Source organism: uncultured Thioclava sp. (assembly GCF_913064665.1).
Taxonomy (GTDB): domain Bacteria; phylum Pseudomonadota; class Alphaproteobacteria; order Rhodobacterales; family Rhodobacteraceae; genus Thioclava; species Thioclava arctica.
Map to the genome: position 1 here is coordinate 1 of NZ_CAJYBT010000012.1, position 24,440 is coordinate 24,440.

21 protein-coding genes and 1 tRNA gene are annotated in these 24,440 nt (G+C 60.9%); 16 read left to right on the forward strand and 6 right to left on the reverse strand.

Going from position 1 to position 24,440, the window contains the following annotated elements; all coding sequences use genetic code 11:
* From QZ571_RS06865 to QZ571_RS06875, 3 genes are all read right to left on the reverse strand, one after another.
* A partial coding sequence (locus QZ571_RS06865; protein ID WP_295532975.1) for a tyrosine-type recombinase/integrase occupies positions 1–730 on the reverse strand: 730 nt, incomplete at its 3' end.
* Entirely contained in the window at positions 727–2,313 is a 1,587-nt protein-coding gene (locus QZ571_RS06870) for a tetratricopeptide repeat protein (RefSeq protein WP_295532976.1), read from the reverse strand. The genes QZ571_RS06865 and QZ571_RS06870, both read right to left, overlap by 4 nt.
* Positions 2,303–2,467: a hypothetical protein gene (locus QZ571_RS06875; protein WP_295532977.1), complete on the reverse strand. Its 165-nt coding sequence runs from the start codon at positions 2,465–2,467 to the stop codon at positions 2,303–2,305. The genes QZ571_RS06870 and QZ571_RS06875 overlap by 11 nt, the downstream gene beginning before the upstream one ends.
* Positions 2,468–2,657: 190 nt before the next feature.
* On the opposite strand from QZ571_RS06875, the gene QZ571_RS06880 reads away from it, so the two are divergent.
* The 3 genes from QZ571_RS06880 to QZ571_RS06890 all read left to right on the forward strand — a co-directional run bounded on the left by QZ571_RS06880 (position 2,658) and on the right by QZ571_RS06890 (position 4,462).
* A complete protein-coding gene (locus tag QZ571_RS06880; protein ID WP_295532978.1) occupies positions 2,658–3,233 on the forward strand; it encodes a shikimate kinase in 576 nt (191 codons plus the stop codon).
* The gene (gene aroB / locus QZ571_RS06885; protein WP_295532979.1) at positions 3,226–4,338 is read left to right on the forward strand and encodes a 3-dehydroquinate synthase; all 1,113 of its coding nucleotides are present in this window, start codon (positions 3,226–3,228) and stop codon (positions 4,336–4,338) included. The genes QZ571_RS06880 and aroB overlap by 8 nt, the downstream gene beginning before the upstream one ends.
* Positions 4,339–4,385: 47 nt before the next feature.
* A tRNA-Arg gene (locus QZ571_RS06890) sits at positions 4,386–4,462 on the forward strand.
* A gap of 125 nt (positions 4,463–4,587) precedes the next feature.
* On the opposite strand, the gene QZ571_RS06895 is transcribed toward QZ571_RS06890, so the two are convergent.
* A complete protein-coding gene (locus QZ571_RS06895; protein WP_295532980.1) occupies positions 4,588–5,322 on the reverse strand; it encodes a cyclic nucleotide-binding domain-containing protein in 735 nt (244 codons plus the stop codon).
* A gap of 240 nt (positions 5,323–5,562) precedes the next feature.
* On the opposite strand from QZ571_RS06895, the gene QZ571_RS06900 reads away from it, so the two are divergent.
* The 13 genes from QZ571_RS06900 to QZ571_RS06960 all read left to right on the forward strand — a co-directional run bounded on the left by QZ571_RS06900 (position 5,563) and on the right by QZ571_RS06960 (position 21,054).
* On the forward strand, positions 5,563–6,927 hold the full coding sequence (locus QZ571_RS06900) for a nitrate/nitrite transporter (RefSeq protein ID WP_295532981.1): 1,365 nt from the start codon (positions 5,563–5,565) through the stop codon (positions 6,925–6,927).
* 63 nt (positions 6,928–6,990) lie between these two features.
* Positions 6,991–8,382, forward strand: a complete 1,392-nt coding sequence (locus QZ571_RS06905; RefSeq protein WP_295532982.1) for a NarK family nitrate/nitrite MFS transporter — start codon at positions 6,991–6,993, stop codon at positions 8,380–8,382.
* A 67-nt stretch (positions 8,383–8,449) separates the two neighbouring features.
* Positions 8,450–12,178, forward strand: coding sequence for a nitrate reductase subunit alpha (locus tag QZ571_RS06910; protein ID WP_295532983.1), 3,729 nt, complete (start codon positions 8,450–8,452; stop codon positions 12,176–12,178).
* Positions 12,175–13,698, forward strand: a complete 1,524-nt coding sequence (narH, locus tag QZ571_RS06915; protein ID WP_295532984.1) for a nitrate reductase subunit beta — start codon at positions 12,175–12,177, stop codon at positions 13,696–13,698. The genes QZ571_RS06910 and narH overlap by 4 nt, the downstream gene beginning before the upstream one ends.
* Positions 13,695–14,417 carry a nitrate reductase molybdenum cofactor assembly chaperone gene (gene narJ, locus QZ571_RS06920; RefSeq protein ID WP_295532985.1) on the forward strand — a complete coding sequence of 241 codons (723 nt, stop codon included), beginning with the start codon at positions 13,695–13,697 and terminating at the stop codon, positions 14,415–14,417. The genes narH and narJ overlap by 4 nt, the downstream gene beginning before the upstream one ends.
* An 11-nt stretch (positions 14,418–14,428) precedes the next feature.
* Complete coding sequence (gene narI / locus QZ571_RS06925) at positions 14,429–15,193, forward strand: respiratory nitrate reductase subunit gamma (protein WP_295532986.1); 765 nt, start codon at positions 14,429–14,431, stop codon at positions 15,191–15,193.
* A 4-nt stretch (positions 15,194–15,197) separates the two neighbouring features.
* Positions 15,198–15,995: a peptidylprolyl isomerase gene (locus QZ571_RS06930; RefSeq protein ID WP_295532987.1), complete on the forward strand. Its 798-nt coding sequence runs from the start codon at positions 15,198–15,200 to the stop codon at positions 15,993–15,995.
* A 3-nt stretch (positions 15,996–15,998) separates the two neighbouring features.
* Complete coding sequence (locus QZ571_RS06935) at positions 15,999–16,619, forward strand: carbonic anhydrase (RefSeq protein WP_295532988.1); 621 nt, start codon at positions 15,999–16,001, stop codon at positions 16,617–16,619.
* Positions 16,620–16,659: 40 nt separating this feature from the next.
* Positions 16,660–17,202 (forward strand): DUF2478 domain-containing protein, encoded by a 543-nt coding sequence (locus QZ571_RS06940; protein ID WP_295532989.1) that lies wholly within the window; start codon positions 16,660–16,662, stop codon positions 17,200–17,202.
* A gap of 241 nt (positions 17,203–17,443) precedes the next feature.
* The gene (locus QZ571_RS06945) at positions 17,444–18,058 is read left to right on the forward strand and encodes a TetR/AcrR family transcriptional regulator (protein WP_295532990.1); all 615 of its coding nucleotides are present in this window, start codon (positions 17,444–17,446) and stop codon (positions 18,056–18,058) included.
* A gap of 62 nt (positions 18,059–18,120) precedes the next feature.
* Positions 18,121–19,209, forward strand: coding sequence for an efflux RND transporter periplasmic adaptor subunit (locus tag QZ571_RS06950; RefSeq protein WP_295532991.1), 1,089 nt, complete (start codon positions 18,121–18,123; stop codon positions 19,207–19,209).
* A complete protein-coding gene (locus QZ571_RS06955; RefSeq protein ID WP_295532992.1) occupies positions 19,206–20,342 on the forward strand; it encodes an ABC transporter permease in 1,137 nt (378 codons plus the stop codon). The genes QZ571_RS06950 and QZ571_RS06955 overlap by 4 nt, the downstream gene beginning before the upstream one ends.
* A gap of 4 nt (positions 20,343–20,346) precedes the next feature.
* Positions 20,347–21,054, forward strand: a complete 708-nt coding sequence (locus QZ571_RS06960) for an ABC transporter ATP-binding protein (RefSeq protein WP_295532993.1) — start codon at positions 20,347–20,349, stop codon at positions 21,052–21,054.
* A gap of 222 nt (positions 21,055–21,276) precedes the next feature.
* On the opposite strand, the gene QZ571_RS06965 is transcribed toward QZ571_RS06960, so the two are convergent.
* Both QZ571_RS06965 and QZ571_RS06970 read right to left on the reverse strand, forming a co-directional pair.
* The gene (locus QZ571_RS06965; RefSeq protein WP_295532994.1) at positions 21,277–22,242 is read right to left on the reverse strand and encodes an FAD:protein FMN transferase; all 966 of its coding nucleotides are present in this window, start codon (positions 22,240–22,242) and stop codon (positions 21,277–21,279) included.
* Positions 22,223–24,430 (reverse strand): PepSY domain-containing protein, encoded by a 2,208-nt coding sequence (locus QZ571_RS06970; RefSeq protein ID WP_295532995.1) that lies wholly within the window; start codon positions 24,428–24,430, stop codon positions 22,223–22,225. The genes QZ571_RS06965 and QZ571_RS06970 overlap by 20 nt, the downstream gene beginning before the upstream one ends.
* Positions 24,431–24,440: the final 10 nt, after the last annotated feature.

The window sequence follows — 24,440 nt, forward strand, 5'->3', positions numbered from 1 at the left end:
CAATATCCGTGAGCAGCCGATGAAAGCCTGGCCGCGTCCGATGGCCCTCTTTGCCGCTTGAGGGGAACAAGAACCGCGACGGCGGGATGCGGCGTTTGACGCGTGCCTCTTCCTCGGCGGTGTCGCGAGCGCGCAGCCAGTCGGCCAGCGCCTCACGGGCAGGGGGCGAAAGCGGCACCATGCGCTCTTTGCCTCCCTTGCCGGAAATCAGCAACATCCGGGGATCGCCCCGCGCCGCCGCAACGGGCAGGCCGACCAACTCGCTGACCCGCATGCCAGTGGCGTATAGCAGTTCCATCAAGGCGCGGTTGCGGATCTGGTCGCGCAGCGAGCGGCCCTGATCGCGCGACGCTTCCAGCAGGGCTTCGACCTCGTCTATGCTCAGCGTTTTGGGTAAGCGCTGGGCCCGCCCCGGCCCGGAAATGCGGATCGCAGGGTCATCGCTGCGCCAGCCTTCCTCATAGGCAAAGCGAAACATTTGCCGGATCGCGCTAAGCCTGCGTGCGCGGGTTGATTTGGCCAACCCATCGGCCTCGCAGCGGATCAGGTAGGTCTCGATATCGCCGCGTTGCAGATCGGCCAGACACAGGGATTTGGCCTGCGTGAAGCCAAGGAAATCGGTCAGATCGCGCGCATAGCTTTCAATCGTGTTGCGTGCCGAACCGGCCTCGGCGGCTTGCGCCTCAAGGAAGGCGGGCAACCAATGGGGGTCGGGGGGCGCCTCACTCATCCGCGTCGATCCAGCACGATTAACTCAATCGCCGCGCGTCGCGCCGTCGATTCCAGCCCCGCCAGACGCAGCAATTTCAGCCCATCGACCAAGCGCGGATAATCTCCGCGCGCGCCCTGCGCCACATCGTCGATCGCATGCAACAGCGCCGCGCCCAGTTGATCGGGCAGTAGCCCTGCATAGCGCGCAGGCACCGCGCCGGGCGCTGTGTCAAAGACGTCCTTGAGCGCGCGGGTCAAATCATCTTGGGCGGGAATGCCGGCGGACTGACCCTTGGCAAACCCGCTCAGCAAGGCCGCATTCGCCCCGGTGCCAGAGCCATCATTCGCGATCTCTTCGTAATCCGGCGTCAAAAGTCCCAGATCATGGGCGATCCGACCTGCGTCTCCGGGCAGGTTCATCGCCGCCAATCGGGTGCCGTATAGCGTGCCCAACATGGGTTCCAGCTCTTGTTTGGACATTTCACGCCACGCGCGGGGCAGGGCCTTGGCCACCGCTGCGTTGTCCTGAGCGTTCATCGCCTTGTCCAGCGCCGTGATGGCACTGACCCGATCCCAAAGCGCGCCAGAGGCCGCAGCCTTGCGTTCGGTATAAAGCCCCAAAAGCCGGTTCGGGTCGATCACCCCGGCGCGCGCCAGACGCTCTGCTGCTTCAAGCTGCGCCTTCCAGCCGTTGTTTTCGGTCAGATCGGCATGCGCAAAGGCCAGCGGCAACATCGAGGTCGCAAGCGGCTGGCCAATCGCCTCCATCATTTTGAAGCTAAGCGGGGTCACCGGATCAGGGGGCGTCAGATCATCGGCACCATCAGCCAATTCGGGATCAAGAAATTGCGCGATCAATTCGGCCTGATCCTCTGGAATCTGTCCAAGCGCGCGGCCCGTGCCATAGGTCAGTTCGGCGGTGTCCCAATGGCCTGTGCGCGCCAGACAAAAAATGCGCGCCGGATATGAGGGCGCGATGGCGGGCGTGCGCTCCATCACGCGGCAGGCCTCGGTTTCATTGCCCAGCAACAGCGCGACGTCAAAGCGCCGCCGGAAAATCGCCGGATTGGTCGGGTCCGCCTGTTCCAGTAAGGCATGGGCTTGCTGCAACGCGCCCATATCCAGCAGGCGATCCACCCGCGCCAGAAACAGCATGTCGCGCTGGGCGGGTGTGGTGATCTGCGGTGGGTCCAATTCGGCCAATAGCAGCGTCATCAGCAGATCATGCAATGCGGGCAGGTTGTCATCAGGGGTGTTGCGCAGCGCCCGCGCCAGTTCGGGCGCAGGCGTGCTGCCCCAAAGATTGGCGGGCAAGCCGGTGCGGGCCTCTGACAATAGCCCCAGCCGATCCGCCGAGGGCGCATCGAGCGACAAAACCGAGATGTTTTCGATCCCGCCTGCGCCGGAAACGGGGGGGTGGGTGGAGGCGCCGGGGTGCACCGCTGCGGGCGTGACAACCGAACGCGACAGCCAGTCGATCGCTGAAAGCGGTTTCGTATCGCGCGCCTGAGCAGTTTGCGTTTGCGCGAGTGCTGGTGACGCCGCGGCGGCCCCGCCCAGCACCAGCGCAATCAGAAAAGCAAAACTGTGCTTAATTCCCACCCGTATCCCCGCCGCTGCCAAGGCCCCCCGGCAAGGTGACCTCGATGCGCTGTTGTTGCGCATCGGGTTTCATGTCGCCCAAGTAGGCATAGCCGATGATCCCGATCGCGCCGAGCACCAGAAGGATCACGACGAGCTTGAAGATACGCCCCATAGTCTCACTTTCAGCCGGATTGTGGCGCGTCCCGAAGCGGCGCGTCGTTCTTAGTTGCGGTTTCACATTGATCATATATGGCTTTTCAGGGAAGTTCACGCCATTCAAGGGGTCTCATTTCACGATTGTGCAAGGCTCCGCCGATGGGGCAAGGCGCAGGCCGGAACGGGATTGACACGAAGGAGCGGCAGTGACGGTGGATCAGCAGGGCTCTGGGGGCACGCTAAAGCGTTCTATTGTGCTTGTGGGCATGATGGGCTCGGGCAAGACAGCGGTGGGCACCGCGCTTGCGCGGATGTTAAATGTGCCATTTCTGGACAGTGATCACGAAATCGAGCGCGCCGCGCAAATGAGCGTTGCCGAGATTTTCGCCCGCGATGGCGAGCCATTTTTTCGGGCGCGCGAATCAGAGGTGCTTGAGCGGCTGCTGTCAGGGCCGCCCGGTGTGATCTCGACCGGAGGCGGGGCGTTTCTGGCCGAGTCGAACCGCGCATTGATCGCGCGGCTGGGCGTATCGATCTGGTTGCGCGCCGATCTGAATCTATTGTGGAACCGGGTGCGCCACAAAAACACCCGCCCGCTGTTGCGCACCGCTGACCCCAAGGCCACGCTGAGCGCGCTTTTAGAGGCCCGCGAGCCCCATTATTCCCAAGCCCAGCTTGTGGTTGAGGCAGAGCCCGAGTTGTCGATCACCGATATGGCCAAGAAAGTGGTTCAGGCAGTCAAACAAGTGGATGGGCTGATTGAGGAGAGAAACGATGCGTGAGATTGTGCCAGTCAGCTTGGGGGCGCGGTCCTATGAGGTGCGCATCGGCACTGGGTTGCTGGCCAATGCCGGGGCCGAGATTGCGCCGCTCTTGCGCCGCCCGCGCGTGGCTGTGGTTGCCGATGAAACGGTCGCCGACCTGCATCTAGACGCTTTGCGCGCCGGGCTTGGCGATATCGAGATGGTCGCGCTGCGTCTGCCCCCCGGCGAGGGCACGAAAAGCTGGCCGCATTTCACCCGCACCGTCGAATGGCTGCTGGAGCAAAAGGTCGAACGGCGCGATATCGTCATTGCGTTTGGTGGCGGTGTGATCGGCGATCTGGTGGGCTTTGCAGCGGCTGTTTTGCGCCGGGGCGTGCGCTTTGTGCAGATCCCGACGAGCCTGCTGGCACAGGTCGATAGCTCGGTCGGCGGCAAGACCGGGATCAATGCGCCCCAAGGCAAGAACCTGATCGGTGCGTTTCATCAACCCAGCCTCGTTCTGGCCGATCTTGAGGTGCTGGGCACGCTGAAGCCGCGCGATTTTCTGGCGGGCTATGGCGAGGTCGTGAAATACGGGCTGCTCGGCGATGCCGCGTTTTTCGATTGGCTCGAGGCCAACGCCCCCGCGATGGCGGCGGGCGATATGGCGGGGCGGATGCATGCGGTCAAACGCTCGGTGCAGATGAAGGCCGAGATCGTGGCGCGCGATGAGACCGAACAAGGCGACCGCGCGCTTCTCAATCTGGGTCACACCTTTTGTCACGCGCTCGAGGCCGCGACGGGCTACGGGGATCGGCTGCTGCATGGCGAAGGCGTGGCGATTGGTTGCGCGCTCGCCTTTGAGCTTAGCCAACGTCTGGGCCTGTGTTCGCAAGAGGCCCCCAGCCGCGTGCGCGCGCATCTGCGCACGATGGGGATGAAGGTTGATTTGGGCGATATTCCGGGCGACTTGCCGGGCACTGACGCGTTGATCGCGTTGATGGCGCAAGACAAGAAGGTCGAGGACGGCAAGCTGCGGTTTATCCTTGCGCGCGCAATTGGGCAAAGCTTTGTCAGCGCAGATGTGCCGCGTGATGTTCTGGCGGGCGTTCTGGACGATGCGCTGGCAACCCGCAGCGCCTGAGATTTTCCGTTGCGGCGCGCGCGTGGCTCGACTATATCCGCGCTCAGGCACCCATAGCTCAGCTGGATAGAGCGCTGCCCTCCGAAGGCAGAGGCCGTAGGTTCGAATCCTACTGGGTGCACCATTCTTTTCGATCGCTCATCTTGTGTGTTGCGCGTCTTGAATTAACGCATGCGTCCACACCTGCGTCGAAACGGTCTGCAAAACCAGGTGGCGATGCCATTTTGGGATCTGTTTAAATCCGCAAACCTATCCCGCGGGCGCTGACGCCTGAAGCGCGCAAGGCGTGTCGATCAAGTCAGTGGGCTTTGCCAAACCTTCCAGATCGCTTGGGTCTGCGATCGTCACACGGCTCCCGTCGATTGCGACCCCATAGGGTTTAAGCTGTCGGATCGCGCGGCTCAGGTTTTCAGGGGTCATCCCAAGATTTGAGGCGAGGCGGCGCTTCTCGAGTCCAAGCTCGAAACTCTCGAGGTTTCCGGCAAGTTTACGCGCGGACAAAAGATGGTTCGCCAGCCGTTCAAGCGAGCTGCGCAATTTCAGGTTCTTGGTGGCCATGATGTTGGCTCGATAACACTGGGCCAGCTCTGTCACGACCGCACGCGAAAAATCCGGGTCAAGATCGAACACCGCGCCGACGTCTTCAGAGGGAACCAGAATGATGCGCGATTTTTCAAGGGTGCGGGCCGACATAAGGTAGCGCGCACGTCGAATGGTGGCGGCAAGAATGAACGTCGAGGTTGGTTGAAGAACGGCCATAGTCGTCTCTCGCCCGTTCCAATTTGCGAACAACTCGACGGAGCCAGAGACCAGCACATGAAGAAAATCGCTCGTATCCCCTTCGGTAATCAATTCGATCATCGGCGGGAAATTTTGCACATAGGCACCGCGCATCAACAGAGAAAAGCGAGCGTCATCAAGGCCTGAGAACAGGTCGAGGGACCGGATCTCTTCCGATTCGCGATCGCTTGTGTGGATGACCATCATGTACCTCCGGCTGAAATTAGGCGCCTTTGACCAAACAAATGTCAAGCGCGCTATGGGTCGATTGCTATCGCTGGTTTGATCTGCGTTCCGTTTGGTTGTGATAAATGTAAGGCAATGAATTATTTATATAATTTGGTGAATTTCTTTGATTTGCATCAACATATCTGGCGAAGCAACGCTGTTGAGGTGGCCCCGGGTTAACCGGCGAAAGGTCGGTCCAAATCTTGGAGAGACATCATGCACACACTCGATGGCGTCACGCGCACGGAACAATACCGGGCCTTGGGCCTCAGTACCTTCGCCTTCACCGTCTGCTTTGCCGTCTGGACGATTTTTTCGATCATCGGCGTACGGATCAAACAGGAACTCGGTCTGAGTGACACCCAATTTGGCCTGCTGGTTGCAACGCCGGTTCTGACCGGTTCGATTAGTCGGATTTTTCTGGGCGTCTGGACCGAGCAATTCGGCGGACGGATCATGTTTCCGTTGCAGATGCTGATCACGGCCGTTGCCGTCTGGCTGCTGGCAACCGTCCATACCTATGAGATTTTCTTGCTGGCTGCGTTGGGGCTGGGGCTTGCGGGTGGCTCGTTTATCGTGGGCGTGGCCTATACGTCCCGTTGGTTTGAAAAAGAGCGTCAGGGCACGGCCTTGGGGATCTTTGGCGCAGGCAATGTGGGCGCTGCGGTGACGAACTTTGCCGCACCTTTTCTTGTGGTGGCTTTGGGTTGGCAAGGGACGGCCAAGGTCTACTCCATCGTGTTGGTCGTGACTGCCGTGCTGTTCTATCTACTCGCCAAGACCGATCCGGTTCAGACCGAGCGCAAGAAAACGGGTGCCAAGCCGGTCTCGGCAAGCGATCAGCTTGCACCACTCAAGGATATTCAGGTCTGGCGCTTTGCCACCTATTACTTCTTCGTCTTTGGTGGGTTTGTCGCGCTGGCCTCGTTTCTGCCGCGCTACTATGTTGGCGCTTACGGTTTGCCGCTGACCACAGCGGGCGTTTTCGCAGGGTTCTACTCGCTGCCCGGTTCGGTTTTCCGCGCCCTCGGGGGGTGGATGTCGGACAAATGGGGCGCGCGCTCTGTGATGTATCTGACGTTCCTCGTCTCGCTCGTGGTGCTGTTTATCATGAGTTACCCGGAAACGAGCTACACCGTATCTGGCATCCACGGGCCGATCACCTTCACCTTCGGGCTGAATGCGACGATGTTCATGGGAATGACGGTGCTGCTGGGGTTTGTAATGAGCCTCGGCAAGGCGGCGGTCTACAAACATATTCCGGTCTATTATCCCCATCACGTCGGTTCGGTTGGTGGCCTTGTGGGCATGATCGGCGGCCTTGGTGGATTTTTCCTGCCGATCTCGTTTGGCTTCCTGCTGGATTTGACCGGGGTCTGGACGGCGCCCTTCATGCTGATGTTCGTGCTGGTGCTGGTCTCGACGATCTGGATGCATGTCGCGATCCGGCGGATGGAGCATGCACGTCACCCGGGTCTGGCCGACGAAAAATACCTTTCAGACGTGCCCGAAGCCCCGCTTTCCCAAAGCCGTTCCGGTGCACGTGATGCCGGGCGCGCAATGCCGCAACCCGCGAAGTAACGAGTTTCCAGCGGGCCGCGCCCTGCGGCCTGCATCATCAAAGCACTCTATAGGAGCCGCATCATGGCGAGCACCAATCTCTCCCCGACAAATGGCCACGTCCTGACCGACTGGCATCCCGAAGACCCCGATTTCTGGACCACCCGCGGTCGCGCGATCGCGACCCGTAACCTGTGGATCTCGATCCCCGCGCTCTTGCTGGCCTTTTCGGTCTGGATGGTGTGGTCGGTGGTTGTCGCGAAACTGCCCTCAATCGGGTTTGACTACACGACCGATCAGCTGTTCTGGCTGGCGGCACTGCCCGGCCTGTCAGGCGCGACGCTGCGCATCTTTTACAGCTTCATGATCCCGATCTTTGGCGGGCGCAAATGGACGGCGCTGTCCACCGCGACCCTGTTGTTGCCCGCGCTTGGTATCGGTTTCGCGGTGCAGAACCCGAACACGCCCTATTCGATGTTCCTGATCCTCGCGCTGATGTGCGGCTTTGGCGGGGGCAACTTCGCCTCGTCGATGGCCAATATCGCCTATTTCTACCCGAAGGCGCAAAAGGGTAACGCGCTGGCGATGAATGCGGGGCTGGGCAACCTTGGGGTTTCGGTGATGCAGTTCGTCGTGCCGCTGGTCATCACCTTTGGGGTGTTCGGGGCCATCGGTGGCGCGCCGCAGCAGCTTGCCAATGGGGGCGAGTTGTTCATGCAAAACGCCGGGTTCATCTGGGTGCCCTTTATCGCCATCGCTGCCGTTGTGGCGTGGTTCGGGATGAATGACATTGCCTCGGCGACCGCGTCGTTCAAGACGCAGTCGGTGATTTTCGGGCGCTTCCATAACTGGGTGATGTCGTTTCTCTACACCGGGACATTCGGCAGCTTCATCGGCTATTCGGCGGGCTTCCCGCTGCTGATGAAAACTCAGTTTCCCGATGTGAACGTGCTGCAATACGCGTTCCTCGGTCCGCTTGTCGGCGCGCTAAGCCGCTCGGGCACGGGCTGGATTTCCGACCGTTTCGGCGGCGGGCGCGTCACGCTGTGGACCTTTATGGGAATGATCATTGCGGTCTGGGGTGTGTTGCAATTCCTGCCCTCTGGCGCGGATGCCGGGAATTTCTGGGGCTTCTTTGCCTGCTTCATGGTGCTGTTCTTCCTGACCGGTGTGGGCAACGCCTCGACCTTCCAGATGATCCCCACGATCATGCGCCAAGAAGTGCCGCGCTTGAACCCCGGGCTCGATCCGAAGGCTACGTTGAAGCAGTCTGAAATGGAGAGCGCAGGGATCATCGCCTTCACCTCCGCAATCGCGGCCTATGGCGCCTTTTTCATCCCCAAGGCCTACGGCATTTCGATCGATTACACGGGCGCGCCCAACGCCGCGCTGTGGGGCTTTATGATCTTCTACGCGATCTGCGTGGTGGTGACTTGGTTCTTTTACAGCCGCAAGGGCGCCCCGGCTCCCTGCTGACATCCTGTGACGCGCGCCCCGGCGTCTCGTGGCGCGCGCCCTTATCCTGTTCCCGAGGAGACGAGATATGAGCAACCTGCTCGATAGATTGAACTTTTTCCAGTCCAGCGAACTGGAGCAATTTTCCAATGGTCACGGCCATGTCACCCGTGAGAACCGCGACTGGGAGGACACGTATCGCAACCGCTGGCGGCACGACAAAATCGTGCGCTCGACGCATGGTGTGAACTGCACCGGGTCGTGTAGCTGGAAGATCTACGTGAAATCCGGGATCGTCACTTGGGAGACGCAACAGACCGACTATCCGCGCACTCGCCCCGGCTTGCCCAACCATGAACCGCGCGGTTGCTCGCGCGGGGCAAGCTATAGCTGGTATCTTTATAGTGCGGCACGTCTCAAGCACCCGATGGTGCGCGGTCGCCTGATGCGGATGTGGCGCGAGAAGCGCAAGACATTGGCCCCGATTGCGGCCTGGGAGGCGATCCAAAGCGATCCGATCCTGCGTGCGGAATACACCAAGACCCGCGGCAAGGGCGGGTTCGTGCGCGCAAGCTGGGATGAGGCGACCGAAATCGCCGCCGCCGCCAATGCCTATACCGCCAAGAAATACGGCCCCGACCGGGTGTTCGGGTTCTCACCGATCCCGGCAATGTCGATGGTGTCTTACGCGGCGGGCGCGCGTTACCTGTCGCTGATGGGTGGCTCGGTGCTGTCGTTTTACGACTGGTATTGCGACCTACCGCCAGCCAGCCCGCAGACTTGGGGCGAGCAGACCGACGTGCCGGAATCAGCCGATTGGTTCAACGCGGGCTTCTTGCTGATCTGGGGGTCGAACGTGCCTCAGACCCGCACGCCGGACGCGCATTTCTACACCGAAGCGCGCTATCGCGGCACCAAGTCAGCGGTGATCTGCCCCGATTATTCCGAAGCGTCGAAATTCGGCGATATCTGGCTGAACCCGAAACAGGGCACCGATAGCGCGCTGGCGATGGCAATGGGCCATGTGATCTTGCGCGAGTATCACCTTGATCGTCAGACCGAATATTTCGAAGATTATGTGCGGCGCTATTCCGACATGCCGATGCTGGTGGTGTTGGACAAAAAAGGTGACCGGCTTATCCCCGGCAAGCAATTGCGCGCCTCTGATCTGGCTGACGGGCTGGGCGAGGCGAACAATCCCGAATGGAAAACGGTCGCCTTTGATGAGACCAGCGGCCAGATGGTCGCGCCCAATGGCTCGATCGGGTTTCGCTGGGGCGAAAAGGGCAAGTGGAACCTTGAAGAGCGTGCGGATAAAGCCAACGTAAAGTTGCAGCTCAGCCAAATTCTTGAGGGCCAACACGATGCCGTCGTCGGTGTCGATTTCCCTTATTTCGGCGGCGCGGCCAGCGAGAACTTTGTCAAATGCGAACACCCCGAGGTGCTGACTCGCAACGTTCCTGTGCGTCGCGTCACGCTGGCGGATGGCCGCGAGGCGATGGTGGCCACGGTGTTCGACCTGCTTTGCGCCAATTACGGTCTGGACCGTGGCTTGGGAGGCAAATGGGTCAGCCATGATTTCAACGAGGATCTCCCCTACACCCCGAAATGGGCCGAGAAGATCACCGGCGTGAAGGCCGAAAAGATCATCGCCGTCGCGCGTGAATTCGCGGGCAATGCCGAGAAGACCAATGGCAAGTCGATGGTGATCCTTGGGGCCGGTATCAACCACTGGTATCACATGGACATGGCCTATCGCGGCATCATCAACATGCTGGTGATGTGCGGTTGTGTTGGCCAGGAAGGTGGCGGCTGGAGCCACTATGTGGGTCAGGAAAAGCTGCGCCCGCAGACCGGCTGGTTGCCGCTGGCTTTCGCGCTGGATTGGTCACGCCCGCCGCGCCAGATGAACGGCACTTCGGCGTTCTACGCCCATTCCGATCAGTGGCGTTATGAGACGTTGAGCGCGAGTGAAATCCTCTCGCCGACCGCGCCTGAGGGCGATTGGAACATCTCGCTGATCGATTACAACGTGCGCGCAGAACGCATGGGCTGGCTGCCCTCGGCACCCCAGCTCAAGACCAACCCGCTAGAGGTTGCGAAGGCTGCGAAAGCCGCGGGCGTCGATCCCAAAGAGTATGTGGTCGACAAGCTGAAATCGGGCGAATTGCAGATGTCGTGCGAAGACCCGGATGCGCCCGAGAACTGGATGCGCAACCTTTATGTCTGGCGTTCCAACTTGCTGGGGTCCTCCGGCAAGGGGCACGAATATTTCGTGAAACACCTGCTGGGCACCGACAGCGGCATCATGGGCAAGGATCTGGGCGAAGAAGGCCGCGCCAAGCCCAAAGAGGTCGCTTGGCACGACAAGGCCCCCGAGGGCAAACTCGACCTGTTGGTGTGCATCGACTTCCGGATGTCCACCACGGCGGTCTACTCCGATGTCGTGCTGCCCACGGCAAGCTGGTATGAGAAGAACGACCTCAACACCTCGGATATGCACCCGTTCATCCACCCGCTGCAGGCGGCGGTGGACCCGGCCTACGAGTCGAAATCGGATTGGGAAATCTTCAAGGCGATCGCCAAGAAGTTCCAAGAGGTTTCGAAAGGTGTGCTCGGTGTTGAGACCGATATCGTTCAGGCACCAATCCTGCATGATACGGCGGGCGAGTTGGCCCAGTCCGACGTGCTGGATTGGAAGAAGGGCGAGTGTGAGATGCTGCCGGGCAAAACCGCGCCCAATTATGTCACGGTCGAACGCGACTATACCGCGATCTATGACCGCTACATCGCCGTTGGTCCGTTGCTCGACAAGCTGGGCAATGGCGGCAAGGGGATCGGCTGGGATACCAAGCACGAGGTCGAAGAACTGCGCCAACTCAACGGTGTCTGGGAGGATGGTCCCGCGAAAGGCTGCCCCAAGATTGTTACCGATATTGATGCAGCTGAAATGATCTTGATGCTCGCGCCCGAGACCAATGGCGACGTTGCCGTGAAAGCGTGGGGAGAGCTTGAGAAACCCACGGGTCGTGAACACGCCCATCTTGCGAAGGGGCAGGAACACGTCAAGATCCGGTTCCGCGACATCGCCGCTCAGCCGCGCAAGATCATCTCGTCACCGACATGGTCAGGCATCGAGAGCGACGAGGTCTGCTATAATGCCGGTTATACCAACGTGCATGAGCTGATCCCGTGGCGCACCCTGTCGGGTCGCCAGCAACTGTATCAGGATCACCTGTGGATGCGCGCGTTTGGTGAGGGTTTCGTGTCTTATCGCCCGCCGGTTGATCTGAAAACGGTGACCAAGGACGTGATCGACGGCGATGAAAAGCATGTCGTGCTGAACTTCATCACGCCGCACCAGAAATGGGGCATCCACTCGACCTATACCGACAACCTGCTGATGCTGACGCTCAACCGTGGCGGGCCGGTGGTCTGGATTTCGGAAATCGATGCCGCCAAGGCGGGAATTGTCGATAACGACTGGATCGAGGCCTACAACGCCAACGGTGCGCTGACGGCGCGGGCGGTGGTGTCGCAGCGGATCAAGGAAGGCTCGGTCTTCATGTATCACGCGCAAGAAAAGATCATGAACACGCCGGGATCGCAGAAGACCGGACTACGCGGGGGGATTCACAACTCGGTCACCCGCACCACGCTCAAACCGACCCACATGATCGGCGGCTACGCCCAGCTTTCCTATGGCTTCAACTACTATGGCACCGTCGGCGCCAACCGCGACGAATTCGTCATCGTCCGCAAAATGCACAAAGTCGACTGGCTTGACGAGCCCGCTACCCAGGAGGCGGCCCAATGAGAGTACGCGCACAAATCGGCATGGTGCTGAACCTCGATAAATGCATCGGGTGCCACACCTGCTCTGTGACCTGCAAGAACGTCTGGACCAGCCGCGACGGCGTTGAATACGCATGGTTCAACAACGTGGAAACCAAGCCCGGGCTTGGCTATCCGACCGATTGGGAGAACCAGAAACGCTGGAATGGCGGCTGGAAACGCACCCGCAGCGGCAAGCTGATCCCGCGGCAGGGCTCGAAATGGCGGATCGTGGCGAATATCTTTGCCAACCCCGATCTGCCTGAAATCGACGACTATTATGAACCGTTCGATTTCGACTACGAGCATCTGGCCAACGCCCCCGAAATGAAGGCGTTTCCGACCGCGCGCCCGCGCTCCAAGATCACCGGCGAGCGGATGGAGAAGATCGAGAAGGGGCCGAACTGGGAAGAAATTCTGGGTGGCGAATTTTCCAAACGCTCGGGGGATTATAACTTCGAGGGCATCCAGAAAGAGATCTACGGCGAATACGAAAACACCTTCATGATGTATCTGCCGCGCCTGTGTGAGCATTGCCTCAACCCGGCTTGCGCGGCGTCCTGTCCTTCCGGCGCGATCTACAAGCGCGAGGAAGACGGCATCGTGCTGATCGACCAAGAGAAATGCCGTGGCTGGCGGATGTGCGTGTCCGGCTGCCCCTACAAGAAGGTCTATTACAACTGGTCGACTGGCAAATCCGAGAAATGCACGCTGTGCTATCCGCGCATTGAATCGGGCAATCCGACCGTGTGTTCGGAAACCTGCGTCGGGCGCATCCGCTATCTTGGCGTGATGTTGTATGACGCCGACAAGATCGAAGAAGCGGCCAACGCACCTGAAGAGAACCAACTCTACAACGCGCAGCTCGGGGTGTTCCTTGATCCCAGCGATCCGGTGGTGATCGAGGCGGCGCGTGCCGATGGTGTGCCCGAAGACTGGATCAAATCCGCCCAAGCCAGCCCGATCTGGAAGATGGCGATGGACTGGAAGGTCGCCTTCCCGCTGCATCCCGAATATCGCACGCTGCCGATGGTTTGGTATATCCCGCCGCTCTCGCCGATCCAGAACGCGGCAGAGGCCGGGGCGATCGGCATGGATGGGGCGATGCCCGATGTGCGCAACCTGCGCATCCCGCTGCGCTACCTCGCCAATATGCTGACGGCGGGCGACGAAGAGCCGATTGCCACTGCGCTTGAACGGATGCTGGCGATGCGCGCCTATATGCGTGCCAAGACCGTGGACGGGGTGATCGACGAAGGGATCGCCGCGCGTGTCGGGCTATCTCCGGCGATGATCGAGGACATGTATAAAATCATGGCGCTTGCCGATTACGAGGACCGTTTCGTGATCCCGACCACGCATCGCGAACAGGTCGAGGTCGCCTATGACATTCGCACCGGCGAGGGCTTTACCGATTGCAACAGCTGCTCGACGGGGATGTCGAAAGGCTCGCTGTTTGGCGGCCAGAAACGACCGCTGAAAATGCCCCAGGAGGTGCAATGATGGACGCCGTTTTACAAGATCGCACACTCAAGGCGCTGTCGCTTTTGCTGTGCTACCCCACGGCCGAGTTGCAAGGCGCGATGTCGGAAATCGGCGGTGTTCTGGCCGCCGAGACCCGGCTGACCGCAGCGGCGCGCAGGGATTTGCGCCCGTTGGTAGATGCCCTCGCGACGCGCGATCTCTTTGATCTGGAGGAAGAGTTCGTGATGCTGTTCGATCGCTCGAAAAGCCTGTCGCTCAACCTCTTTGAGCATGTTCACGGTGAAAGCCGTGATCGCGGCGGCGCGATGGTCGATCTGCTGGAAACCTACCGCGCCGCTGGCTTTGAACCGGCAACGACCGAGTTGCCCGACCACCTGCCAGTGCTGCTGGAATTCCTTGCGACCCGCCCCGCCGGGGAGGCGCGCGATATGCTGGCGGATGCGGCCCATATCTTGGCCGCAGTGGCGCAGCGCCTTGAGCAACGACAAAGCACCTATGCCGGAGTCTTTACGGCATTGGTGCAGCTTGCCAAGGCCGAGGTCGACGAAGACGCGGTTGCCGAGATTCTCGCGCGGCCTGATCCGGACCCGACCGATCTGGAGGCGCTCGACAAGATTTGGGAAGAGACCGAAGTCACCTTTGGCCCCGACCCGAATTCTGGCTGCCCGCAGGTGCGCGACATGCTTGCGCAGATGGACACACCCAAACCCCGCCCGGCCGATACCGCGGCTGAATAACGGAGGCTCAGATGAATACGTTTCTCTTCTTGATCTATCCCTATATCGCGTTGTCGGTGTTGTTTCTCGGCTCGATCGCGCGCTATGACCGTGACCCTTTCACCTGGAAAAGCTCATCGAGCCAGTTGCTACGCGGCAAACAGTTCCGAATCGGCTCGATCCTGTTCCATGTTGGCATCCTGACGATCTTTTTTGGCCATCTCGTGGGGCTTTTCACGCCGCTGCCATTGCTTGCCGCCTTGGGTGTCAGTCACGAAGCCAAGCAGATCCTTGCGATGGTTGTCGGGGGTGTTGCGGGTCTCGCGGCGATCATTGGCGGTGCCATGCTGTTTCACCGTCGCTGGACCGACCCGCGCATTCGTATCAACTCTTCGTTTGCCGATATCGCCATCTTGGGGCTGTTGCTGGCGCAGCTGCTGTTGGGGCTGTTCACGATCTTTATCTCCGCGCAGCATCTTGATGGCGAAGAAATGGTCAAGTTCATGCATTGGGCGCAGGGCATTGTGATCTTTCACCCCGTTCCTGTGGATCAGATTTCCAGCGTCTCGATTATCTTCAAGCTGCATATCTTCATGGGGTTGACGATCTTCCTGCTGGTCCCGTTCACGCGGCTCGTTCATATCGCCTCGGGGTTCTTTGCGCCGATGCGATATTTCTTACGCCCGGGCTATCAAATCGTGCGGACGCGTCGCACCAAACCGCTGCCGCCGCGCTCTGACTCGGATATCACGCAAGCGCGTATTGCGGCGGCCAAACGGCCCTCAGCGGCGGAGTAAAACCATGAACAAGCCACTGTTTCCCGATGTCGTGGTGAATGGTCAGATCATTCCCTCGACCGCGATTGCCGCCGAAACCCAAAACCACGAGGGGCCGCGCGATAAGCCCGGCATCGCGTGGCGCAAGGCGGCCAATGCGCTGGCGGTGCGCGCGCTGCTACTTCAAGAGGCGGCGCGGCGCGGGATCGATCCCGATCCCCAAGAGGTCGGCCCCGGTCAGACCGAAACCGAGGACGAGGCGCTGATCCGCGGTCTTCTGGAGGCGGCAATTGACGTGCCCGCCCCCAGTGAGGAAACGATCCGCCTTGAATGGGAGCGCGACCCAACGCGCTTTCGTGCGCCCCCGCTGTGGGAGGCGGCCCATATTCTGGTGGCCTGCGATCCGCGCCAAGAGGATATCCGTGACATTGCTGAAAAGCGTGCGCGCGATCTGGCGGCAAAGGTCATCGCCAAACCCAAAAGCTTTGCGCATGTGGCGAAGGAAAACAGTGATTGTTCGTCGCGCGGCGAAGGCGGGTTTTTGGGGCAGCTTGGGCCGGGCGATACCGTGCCCGAATTCGAGGCAGTGCTGCGCCGCCTGAACGTGGGCGAAATCACCGCCGAGCCGGTTCTTAGTCGCTTTGGCTGGCATATCATCCGTCTTGATGCCGCAGCCGAGGGCGTGCCGTTACCCTATGACGCCGTGCGTCCGCGCATTGCCGAGGCGATGGAAAAGGCCGCCTGGACTGTTGGCGCGCGCGATTTCATTGCTGAATTGGCCGCCGCAGCCGAAATTTCGGGTGCAGAATTGCGCACGGGGTGAGGGATGCTGAGTGACCTGTTCTCGCGCAACCGCGTTTGGTCGCAACAGCGTAAAGCCGAGGAGCCGGGCTATTTTGATCGCCTTGCTTCTCGGCAAAACCCGGAATTTTTCTGGATCGGATGTTCGGATAGTCGGGTGCCTGCGAATGTCGTGGCGGGTCTTGATCCAGGCGAGGTGTTCGTGCAGCGCAATGTCGCCAATATCGTTCACTCCAGCGACATGAACCTGCTCAGCGCGCTGGAATTTGCGCTTGAATCGCTGCATATCCGTGAGGTCATTGTGTGTGGCCATTACGGGTGCGGAGGCGTGCGTGCGGCCACTGAGGACATGCTGGGCGGGTTGACCGATCACTGGCTGGAACCGATCCGACGCTTGGCGCGGGCTTACGCGATTGATCTTGGGCAGCTGCCCGAGATCGAGGCGCGCCGCGATCGCTTGGCCGAGCTGAACGTGGTCGAGGGCGTGCGCCGTATCGCCGAAACCCCGATCCTGCAACGTGCTTGGGCGGCGGGTCACGGGGTCAAGGTGCACGGGCTGATTTACGGGCTCAAGGACGGGGTGCTGAGCGATCTTGACTGCACGATCACCCGCGCGAGCGTCTTCTCGGATGCGCCAGAGGGCTGAGCGGATGCTGCAAATGCAAAAAGTGGAAAGGACGCCTGTGATGTTTCCGATTGCAACGGTCAGTTGCCCCGGCAGAGGTGACGCGGATTTGCTGCTCAGCCGGTTTGCGCAGTATTTGATCGCTTCAGGGCTGCGGGTCTGTGGCACGGTTCAGATCAATACCGAACGCGCGAAATCGCATGCCTGCGACATGGATATTCAGGTGCTGCCCGATGGGCCGGTGTTGCGGATCTCGCAGGCGCTTGGGGCTGGGTCGCGTGGCTGCCGGCTTGATCCGGCCGCACTGGAAACGGCTGTGCATGCGGTCTCTGACAGGCTTGAGGGGGCGGATGTTCTCATCATTAATAAATTTGGGAAGATGGAGGCCGAGGGACGTGGGTTTCGCGCGGTTATGGCCGAATCGGTGGCGCTGGGCATTCCGATCTTGACCGGATTGAATGGGCTGAACGAGGCCGCATTCGCGCAGTTTGCAGATGGTTATGCGCAAGCATTAGCCCCTGAGATGGGGGCGCTGTGTCATTGGCTCGACAGCTTCCAGTCGATAGCGATTTCGGCGGGGCGCACAGAGCAGATGACGATTTAACGGCTGAAACTGGATCAAAGCTGACCTGATCGCGGATCAGACTCACGCATCGTCCGTTAGCCGTTTCGGTGCAATTTTTCGCGGGCCTCTTAACGCGTGCAATATAACCACGCCCTGTTTGTCAGTCGCAGGCCTTCACCCCCCTCAACGTAGTTTCTACATCTAAGCTTCCCTTGACATTCAGATTGGATTTCGCCAATTAGTAAGTGAGTAATAACTAACTAGTGAAGGGCGGTCCCCTATGCTCGTGCGCAAGTCCGCAAATGAACGCAAATCCGAGATCGTGACCGCCATGCTGCGCCTTGCAGACGAATTAGGCCCCGACCGTCTGACCACGCAATCCGTCGCCGATGCTGTCGGTGTTACGCAGCCCGCGATCTTTCGCCATTTCGCGACCAAGCAAGACCTGTGGCTGGCAGTGGCCGAGATGATTTCAGATCACCTGACAACGGCGTGGGCCGAGGCGTTGGGAACGTCTTACGATCCGATATCGCGCATCAAAGCCTTGATCCTCGTGCAGTTGCGCCAGATCGAGGCGATGCCCGCCATTCCATCGATTCTGTTTTCGCGCGAACTGCAGGTTGAGAACGACAGTTTGCGCACTTCAGTTCAGGGGTTGATGACCCAACTGATTGGGTTGCTGCAAACTGAACTGCTTGCGGGGCAGGCGGCGGGTGTCTTCAATCCCGCTTTGTCGCCCAAGGATGGGGCGCTTTTGCTGATTTCTTTGGTGCAGGGCCTGACGATCCGCTGGACGTTGGGAAAACGCGATTTCGCCTTGGTACCAGAGGGGCGGCGCTTGCTGGATGCGCAGTTGGGCCTGTTGCGAAACACACAAGCTGAGCTATCCCAATGACGCGTCGCAGGATTTTAGGGCTCGCGATTGCCGCAGTCCTCGTTTTCGCCGGATGGTTCATCTTGACCGAACGCCCGATCAGCGTCACTGCCGCCAATGTCGAAAAAGACGTGCCCGTGCGGGTCTACGGCTTGGGCACGATTGAGGCGCGGATCGTTTCGGATTTGGGCTTTGAGGTGGGCGCAGCATTGACCCATCTTTACGCCGATAATGGGGATAGCGTCGTAGCCGGACAAGTTCTGGCCCGTCTGAGCTCCGAGGAACAACAAGCGAGAGTCGCGCGCGCAGAGGCCGCAGTTGCGGCGGCTGCCGCCACGCTTGGCAAGGCTGAGGCGAATGAGATCCGCGCACGCGCGATCCTCACTCAGCGCGAGGCGACGAATGCGCGTCAGCAGGCCCTAGTTGGACGCAGCACTGTATCGACCCAAGCCGCCGAGGAGTCACAAAGCGATGTGGCGGTGGCGGCAGCCGATTTGACGGTCGCGCAAAGCGACATCGAAGTCGCGCGCTCGTTGCTCAGTGACGCCAAAGCTGCGCTGCAATACGAACGGGTGTTGCTTGATCAACACGAGCTACGGGCCCCCTTCGATGGGGTCGTCGTCGAACGTCATGCCGAGGCGGGAACCGTGGTCAATGCCGGTGAGCCGATCTTTACCTTGATGGATCCTGCAACCGTTTGGACGCTCGCTTATGTGGATGAGGCCCGCGCCGGGGCGCTCGCCATCGGACAAAGCGCTGACGTGCGGTTGCGTTCGCTGCCCCATCAGGTGTTTCACGGAAAAATCGCGCGGATCGGTATCGAAAGCGACCGTGTGAACGAAGAACGCCGGGTCTGGATCTCATGTGAGCAATGTCCCACGCAAGTCTTTCTCGGAGAGCAGGCAGAAGTGCAGATCACGGTTGCCAAACTGGCCGAGGCATTGCTGATCCCTGAGATCGCGATAACCGGGTTTGACGGCGACACCGGGCGTCTCTGGATTGCGCAAGATGGCCGCGCGCATCAGGTGACCGCCAGCTTCGGGCACCGCACCGAGGACGCGCGCGTCGAGTTGCTCAGCGAACTCCCCAAGGGCGCACGCGTCATTGTAAGACCGCTCAAAGGGTTGTCAGAGGGCCGCTTGGTGCGCGTCGCTGAAGGGGATGCGTCATGAACCTTGCGTATCGTGACGTGCGTCACAACCTTTTCCGTTTCGTTCTGACCTGTTTGGGGCTGAGCCTTTTGATGGCGGTCGTGCTGGCAATGATCGGCATCTACAACGGTCTGGTTGCAGATGCGCTCAATATCGTGAAGGCACCCAAAGCGGATCTTTGGGTCGTTGAGGCTGGCACGCAGGGGCCGTTTGCCGAGGCGTCCAGTATTCCCAGTGAAACACGCAACGCCATTGCGCGACTGCATGGCGTGGCGGCGGCGGGCAGTTTGACCTATCAGACCGTCGAGGCACCCTTCCGGGGGGACACCTTGCGGCTTTATGTCATTGGGTATGAGCCAGGTTATCCCGGTGGTCCCGAGATCATTTCTGAGGGGCGATCGATTGAGAAATCTCATTTCGAGATCGTCGTCGACGACAAATCCGGCCTGAAAGTTGGCGATGTGATCCGGCTGGGACGGAACCCGTTTACTGTGGTCGGGCTGGTCAAAGACACGATGAATTCAGGGGGCGATCCGGCAGTGTTCATCACGTTGCGTGATGCGCAGGTGCTGCAAACGCAACTGGCCCCTGCTGCGCAACGCGTGCAGGTCGCGCGCGATCAGGGCGTTTTCAAAACGCAAGACAATGTCGCGGCGGTCATTGCCAAGCTGGAACCCGACGCAGACCCCCAAGCCGTGGCGCAAACAGTGCGGCAGTGGAAACATCTCTCGGCGCTGACCCAAGGCGATCAGGAATCCATTTTGCTGCTCTCTGTGGTGGACCGCGCAAAGCGTCAGATCGGCTTGTTTCTGGGTATTCTTCTGACGGTTTCAGCCGTGGTGATTGCGCTGATTATTTACACCATGACGATGGAAAAGCTCAAACAAATCGCGACGTTGAAGCTGATAGGAGCGCCTGATCGCACCATCGTGGGCTTGATCGTGCAGCAATCTGTGGCGCTTGGCGCGGTCGGCTGGAGCTTTGGCTTGGTCCTCATACTGCTTGTCAAAGACTATTTTCCACGCCGCGTCGTGCTGGAACCGATCAACGCTGCGGCCCTTGCCGGAATCATTCTGGTGGTATGCATCGCGGCAAGTGGCCTTGGCGTGCGTGCCGCGCTTAAGGTTGATCCGGCAACGGCGATCGGAGGGTAGGGGGATGACCGTGGATACGCGCCGCGTGATCGTTAATGTTGCGAATGTCTCCAAGCACTATGGCGAAGGTGATGCACGAGTTGACGCTTTGAAAAGCGTTGATCTGTCGGTGCATGCGGGCGAGGTGGTGGCGCTGCTGGGGCCTTCGGGATCGGGCAAGACGACGCTGTTGAATATCATCGGCTGCATCATCGACCCGAGTGCGGGCAAGGTCATTCTGGATGACGAGCTGGTGTATGATGACCGTTGGCTGCGCGGCGATTTGCGCAAGCTTCGGCTCGACAAGATCGGGTTTATCTTTCAGTTCCACAATTTGCTGCCCTTCCTGAACGCGCAAGACAACGTGGCTCTGGTGTTGAAGCTGGCGGGCAAATCCTCAGCCGAGGCCCAAAGGCGCGCCCTTGAATTGCTCGACTATCTGGAGGTGGGACATCGCAAGGATGCCATGCCAGCCCTTCTGTCAGGCGGCGAGGCGCAACGCGTGGCGATCGCGCGTGCCTTGGCCAATAGCCCGCGCATCATTCTGGCCGATGAGCCCACAGCCGCGCTTGACAGCAAGCGCGCGGGAGTCGTGATGGATCTGCTGCGCAAACTTGCCGCCGAGCATGATGCCTGCATCATCGCCGTGACCCATGACGAGAAGATCTACGACCGTTTTGATAAGGTCTTCCATCTGCGTGATGGGCAGCTTGATCGGGGGGAGGCGATGTGAAGATAGTATCAATCTCAGACACCTCCCCCCTCAAAGCCGGGGTAGGCGTCTTGCGGTCCTTTCAGCACCCTCGGGACGCGGCTGTCGCAACGGATAGTGGGCGTTCATGACTGTCGTTGTTGGGTGGCCGAACCACGCTGCTTTGAATTTGCACGGCATCGTCCTGCCACACGAAATCGCCGAGGCGACGAGGGAGCTATCCCTTTCCGACGTCATCATACCCTATTCCCGGCCGCTGGATTTGCCTCGGTTTCCTTCCCGCGTGTCGGAATGGTCCGTCTTGAAGCGGTCTTTTTCTGACAAGAACACGGCCTCAACACCCAATCGATCAGCCAGGTCGCGCCCTGCGGCCTCGCCCAGGACCATGAACGCGCTGGCCAGTGCATCGGCCTCGACGCAGCTTGACGCCAGAACGGTAACCGAGGCGGGGCCGTCGATCAGCGGCGCGCCGCGCGCGGGGTCCATCGTGTGGCCCAACCGCTGCGCACCGACCTGCACCCAATGGCGGTAGTCGCCCGAGGTCGCAATCGCCGTGTCGCACAGCTCAAAGACGGAATGCACGGCGCGGATGTCCGGGTCGGGACGTTCCAGCGCCACGCTCCAGCCGCGCCCCTTGGGGCCATTCCCAAGCGCGCGCAATTCGCCGTCGATCGCGGCCAGCGCGTTGGGAATGCCCTGCGCGCCCAGCACCTCGGTCAACCGGTCCACGCCATAGCCCTTGGCGATGCCCGACAGATCCAGCGTCATCTCGCCATGTTTGCGTGCGCGCAGATTGGCGCAATCCAACTCCAGCGTGGTGAAACTTGGCTGGCGTTTGCGCGCCAACGCGGCGCGGATCGCCTGCGCGTCTGCCGGGGCGGGGCCAAAGCCCCAAGCGGCAATCGCATCGCCCATCGCGATCTCGAATGCGCCATCGCTGAGCCGCCCTATCTTTAGCGCCGTGTCCAGAACCGCCATCAGTTGCGCGGGCAGGTCCACCCATGACCCAAGGGGGGCCGCGTTCAGGCGCATCAGATCGCTCTCAGCGCGCCAAGTCGACATTTGCGCATCGACCTGCGCAACCGCCTGTTGCAGGGCGTCTTGCAGCCCATCGCGGTCCTCGGGAGCGGTGGGCGTCACAACCGACCAGCGCGTGCCCATCGTGGCACCGTTCAGCGCAAATCGGTCTTTAGTAGACGTCTTCGGCATATCGTCCCTCGGCTTTGAGCGTGGCGGGGCTTTGCCCGCTCGCGGACAGCATTTCGGCTAAGGTTTCGCGCACGCCCGCCGCCATTTCGCGCCCACCACACACCATAATCTGCGCGCCGCCCGTCAGCAGTTGCAGTATTCGACCGGCGTTGATTTTAAGGCTGTCTTGCACATAGTGATGCGGCTCTTGGCGGGAATAGGCGGTTGTCAGGGTCGCAAGCTGCCCCGCGCTCTGCCAGTTGAGCAGTTCCTCATCATAAAGCAAATCGCTGGTTGGCGTGCGTGCGCCAAAGAACAGGTGCATCGGGCGGCGCTTGTGATTGGCGCGCACGAATCCGGCCAAGGGGCCAATCCCGGTGCCCGCGCCGATCAAGATCACGGGGGCGCGTCCGGGGGCGGGGCGAAAATCGGGGTTGCGGCGCAAGAAGGCGGCGACACTCTCGCCCGAGGTCATCGTCGTCAACTGCCCCGAGCACAGCCCACCCTCATGCTGGCGCACGCAAATCTCGATGAACCCATCCGCGCGCGATGACGCCAGCGAATAAAACCGTGGCACGGTCGAGCCTTTCGGCACAATGCCCAACAGATCGCCCGCCTCGAACCGGGCAAAACCCTGAGAGGTCAGGCGTTGCCACAGGCTGCGCGGGGGCAGGGCAAAGCGCAGAATGGCGGTGGGGGCGCCCACGGCCTTGCCGTAATCGCGCCGCTGGATCAGGCGCAGCGCCTCGGTGCGCGGTACTTCGGGAAGATGCGACAGCTCAAGCGGCAGACCAAGGGCCGCGCCAAGATCATGCCCCCAACGCGCGAAATCTTGCGGCGATTGGCGGTCCACCGTGGCCAAGGGGAGCAACTCGGGCCAGCCGATATCTTGCGCCGCGCGCGCCAAATCCTGCGCAAAGCCGCAAAACTGCGGAAAAGAGCGATCGCCAAAGCCCAGGATGGTGAGCGGCGCGTGCGGGGCTGCGGGCAATGCGCGGATCCGCTCGATCACGCCGCGTGCCGCACTTGGGGGGGCGCCCTCGCCATAGGTTGCGGCCAAGATGATGAAGCGTTTGGCGTGGCTATAGCGTTTCGGGTCAAACTGGCTCAGCGGGGCGACATGGACGCCCTGACGCTGCGCCTTGAGCGCGTCACGCAGGGTGCGCGCAAACCCCCAGCTTGTGCCCCCTTCCGAGGCGACAAGCACGACCGTCTCGGCGCTGCCTGCGGCTGTGTTGCCCTTGATCCGGCTGGCCTTGCCGCGCTGTGCCAGCCATTGCACGACCCCTGTCAGCGCAAGCGTCGGCACACTCAGCGCCATCAGGCCAAGGATCAGCCCCAGCACAGATGCGCCGCGCCCGGTGTGCAACAACATGATAATGTTGGAAATGCGCGTCCAGATGCCGGGCGTGGCCGAAGACAGCACCTTGCCCGTGCCCGGATCGACCAATGCGGTGCCACCATCCGTCTTGAGAGTATAGACATCGGTGGGATCGCTGGGCGAGGGCAGCGAGAGTTTTTCCAGCGCGGAAACCTTTGTGCTTGCTAGGATCGGTATTTGCGCAACCGGCAGCGCGGTCCCCCCCGGCGTGGCGCTGGCAAAACTGGGCAGCGCGCTGTCATCGGGGATCATCGAAAACGTCAGCGCGGTCAGCCAGAGCGCCGTCAGCGAGGACAACACCAAGCCCCCGACCGCAAAGCGCGCCAGTTCCACATGGATGCGTCCGGGCCACGGGCCACGGGTGGGCCCGAACCAACGCCGCCAGCCGCCCATCCGGCGCGCCACCAGCGCCGCGCCCGACAGCGTCAGCACCAGCATTGCCACCGCGCCCGCTGCCGTTACCCACCGCCCGGCATTACCCAGAAACAGCGAGCGATGCAGATCGGTCAGCCACAGCTCCACCCGCGACGGATCGGCTGACCCGGCATCCTTGCCCGTTGCCGGGTCGATTACGGCCGCACCCGGCGCACCCGCCTTGAACCAATAGGCCTCGATCTGGCCCGATGGCGTGCGCCGGATCTGCTCAAGCCCCGGATGATTGACCGCGACCTGTTGGGTCAGCGCCGCGACCGTCAAATCCGCCGAGGCCTGAGGGGCCCTCAGATGATCAAGCGCGGGAAAGACCGAAAGCGCGGCCCCGCTGAGCGACACGACAATCACAAGCAGGGCCGCGATCAGACCGGGCCAGCGGTGGGTTAGACGCAACATGCGATATCCT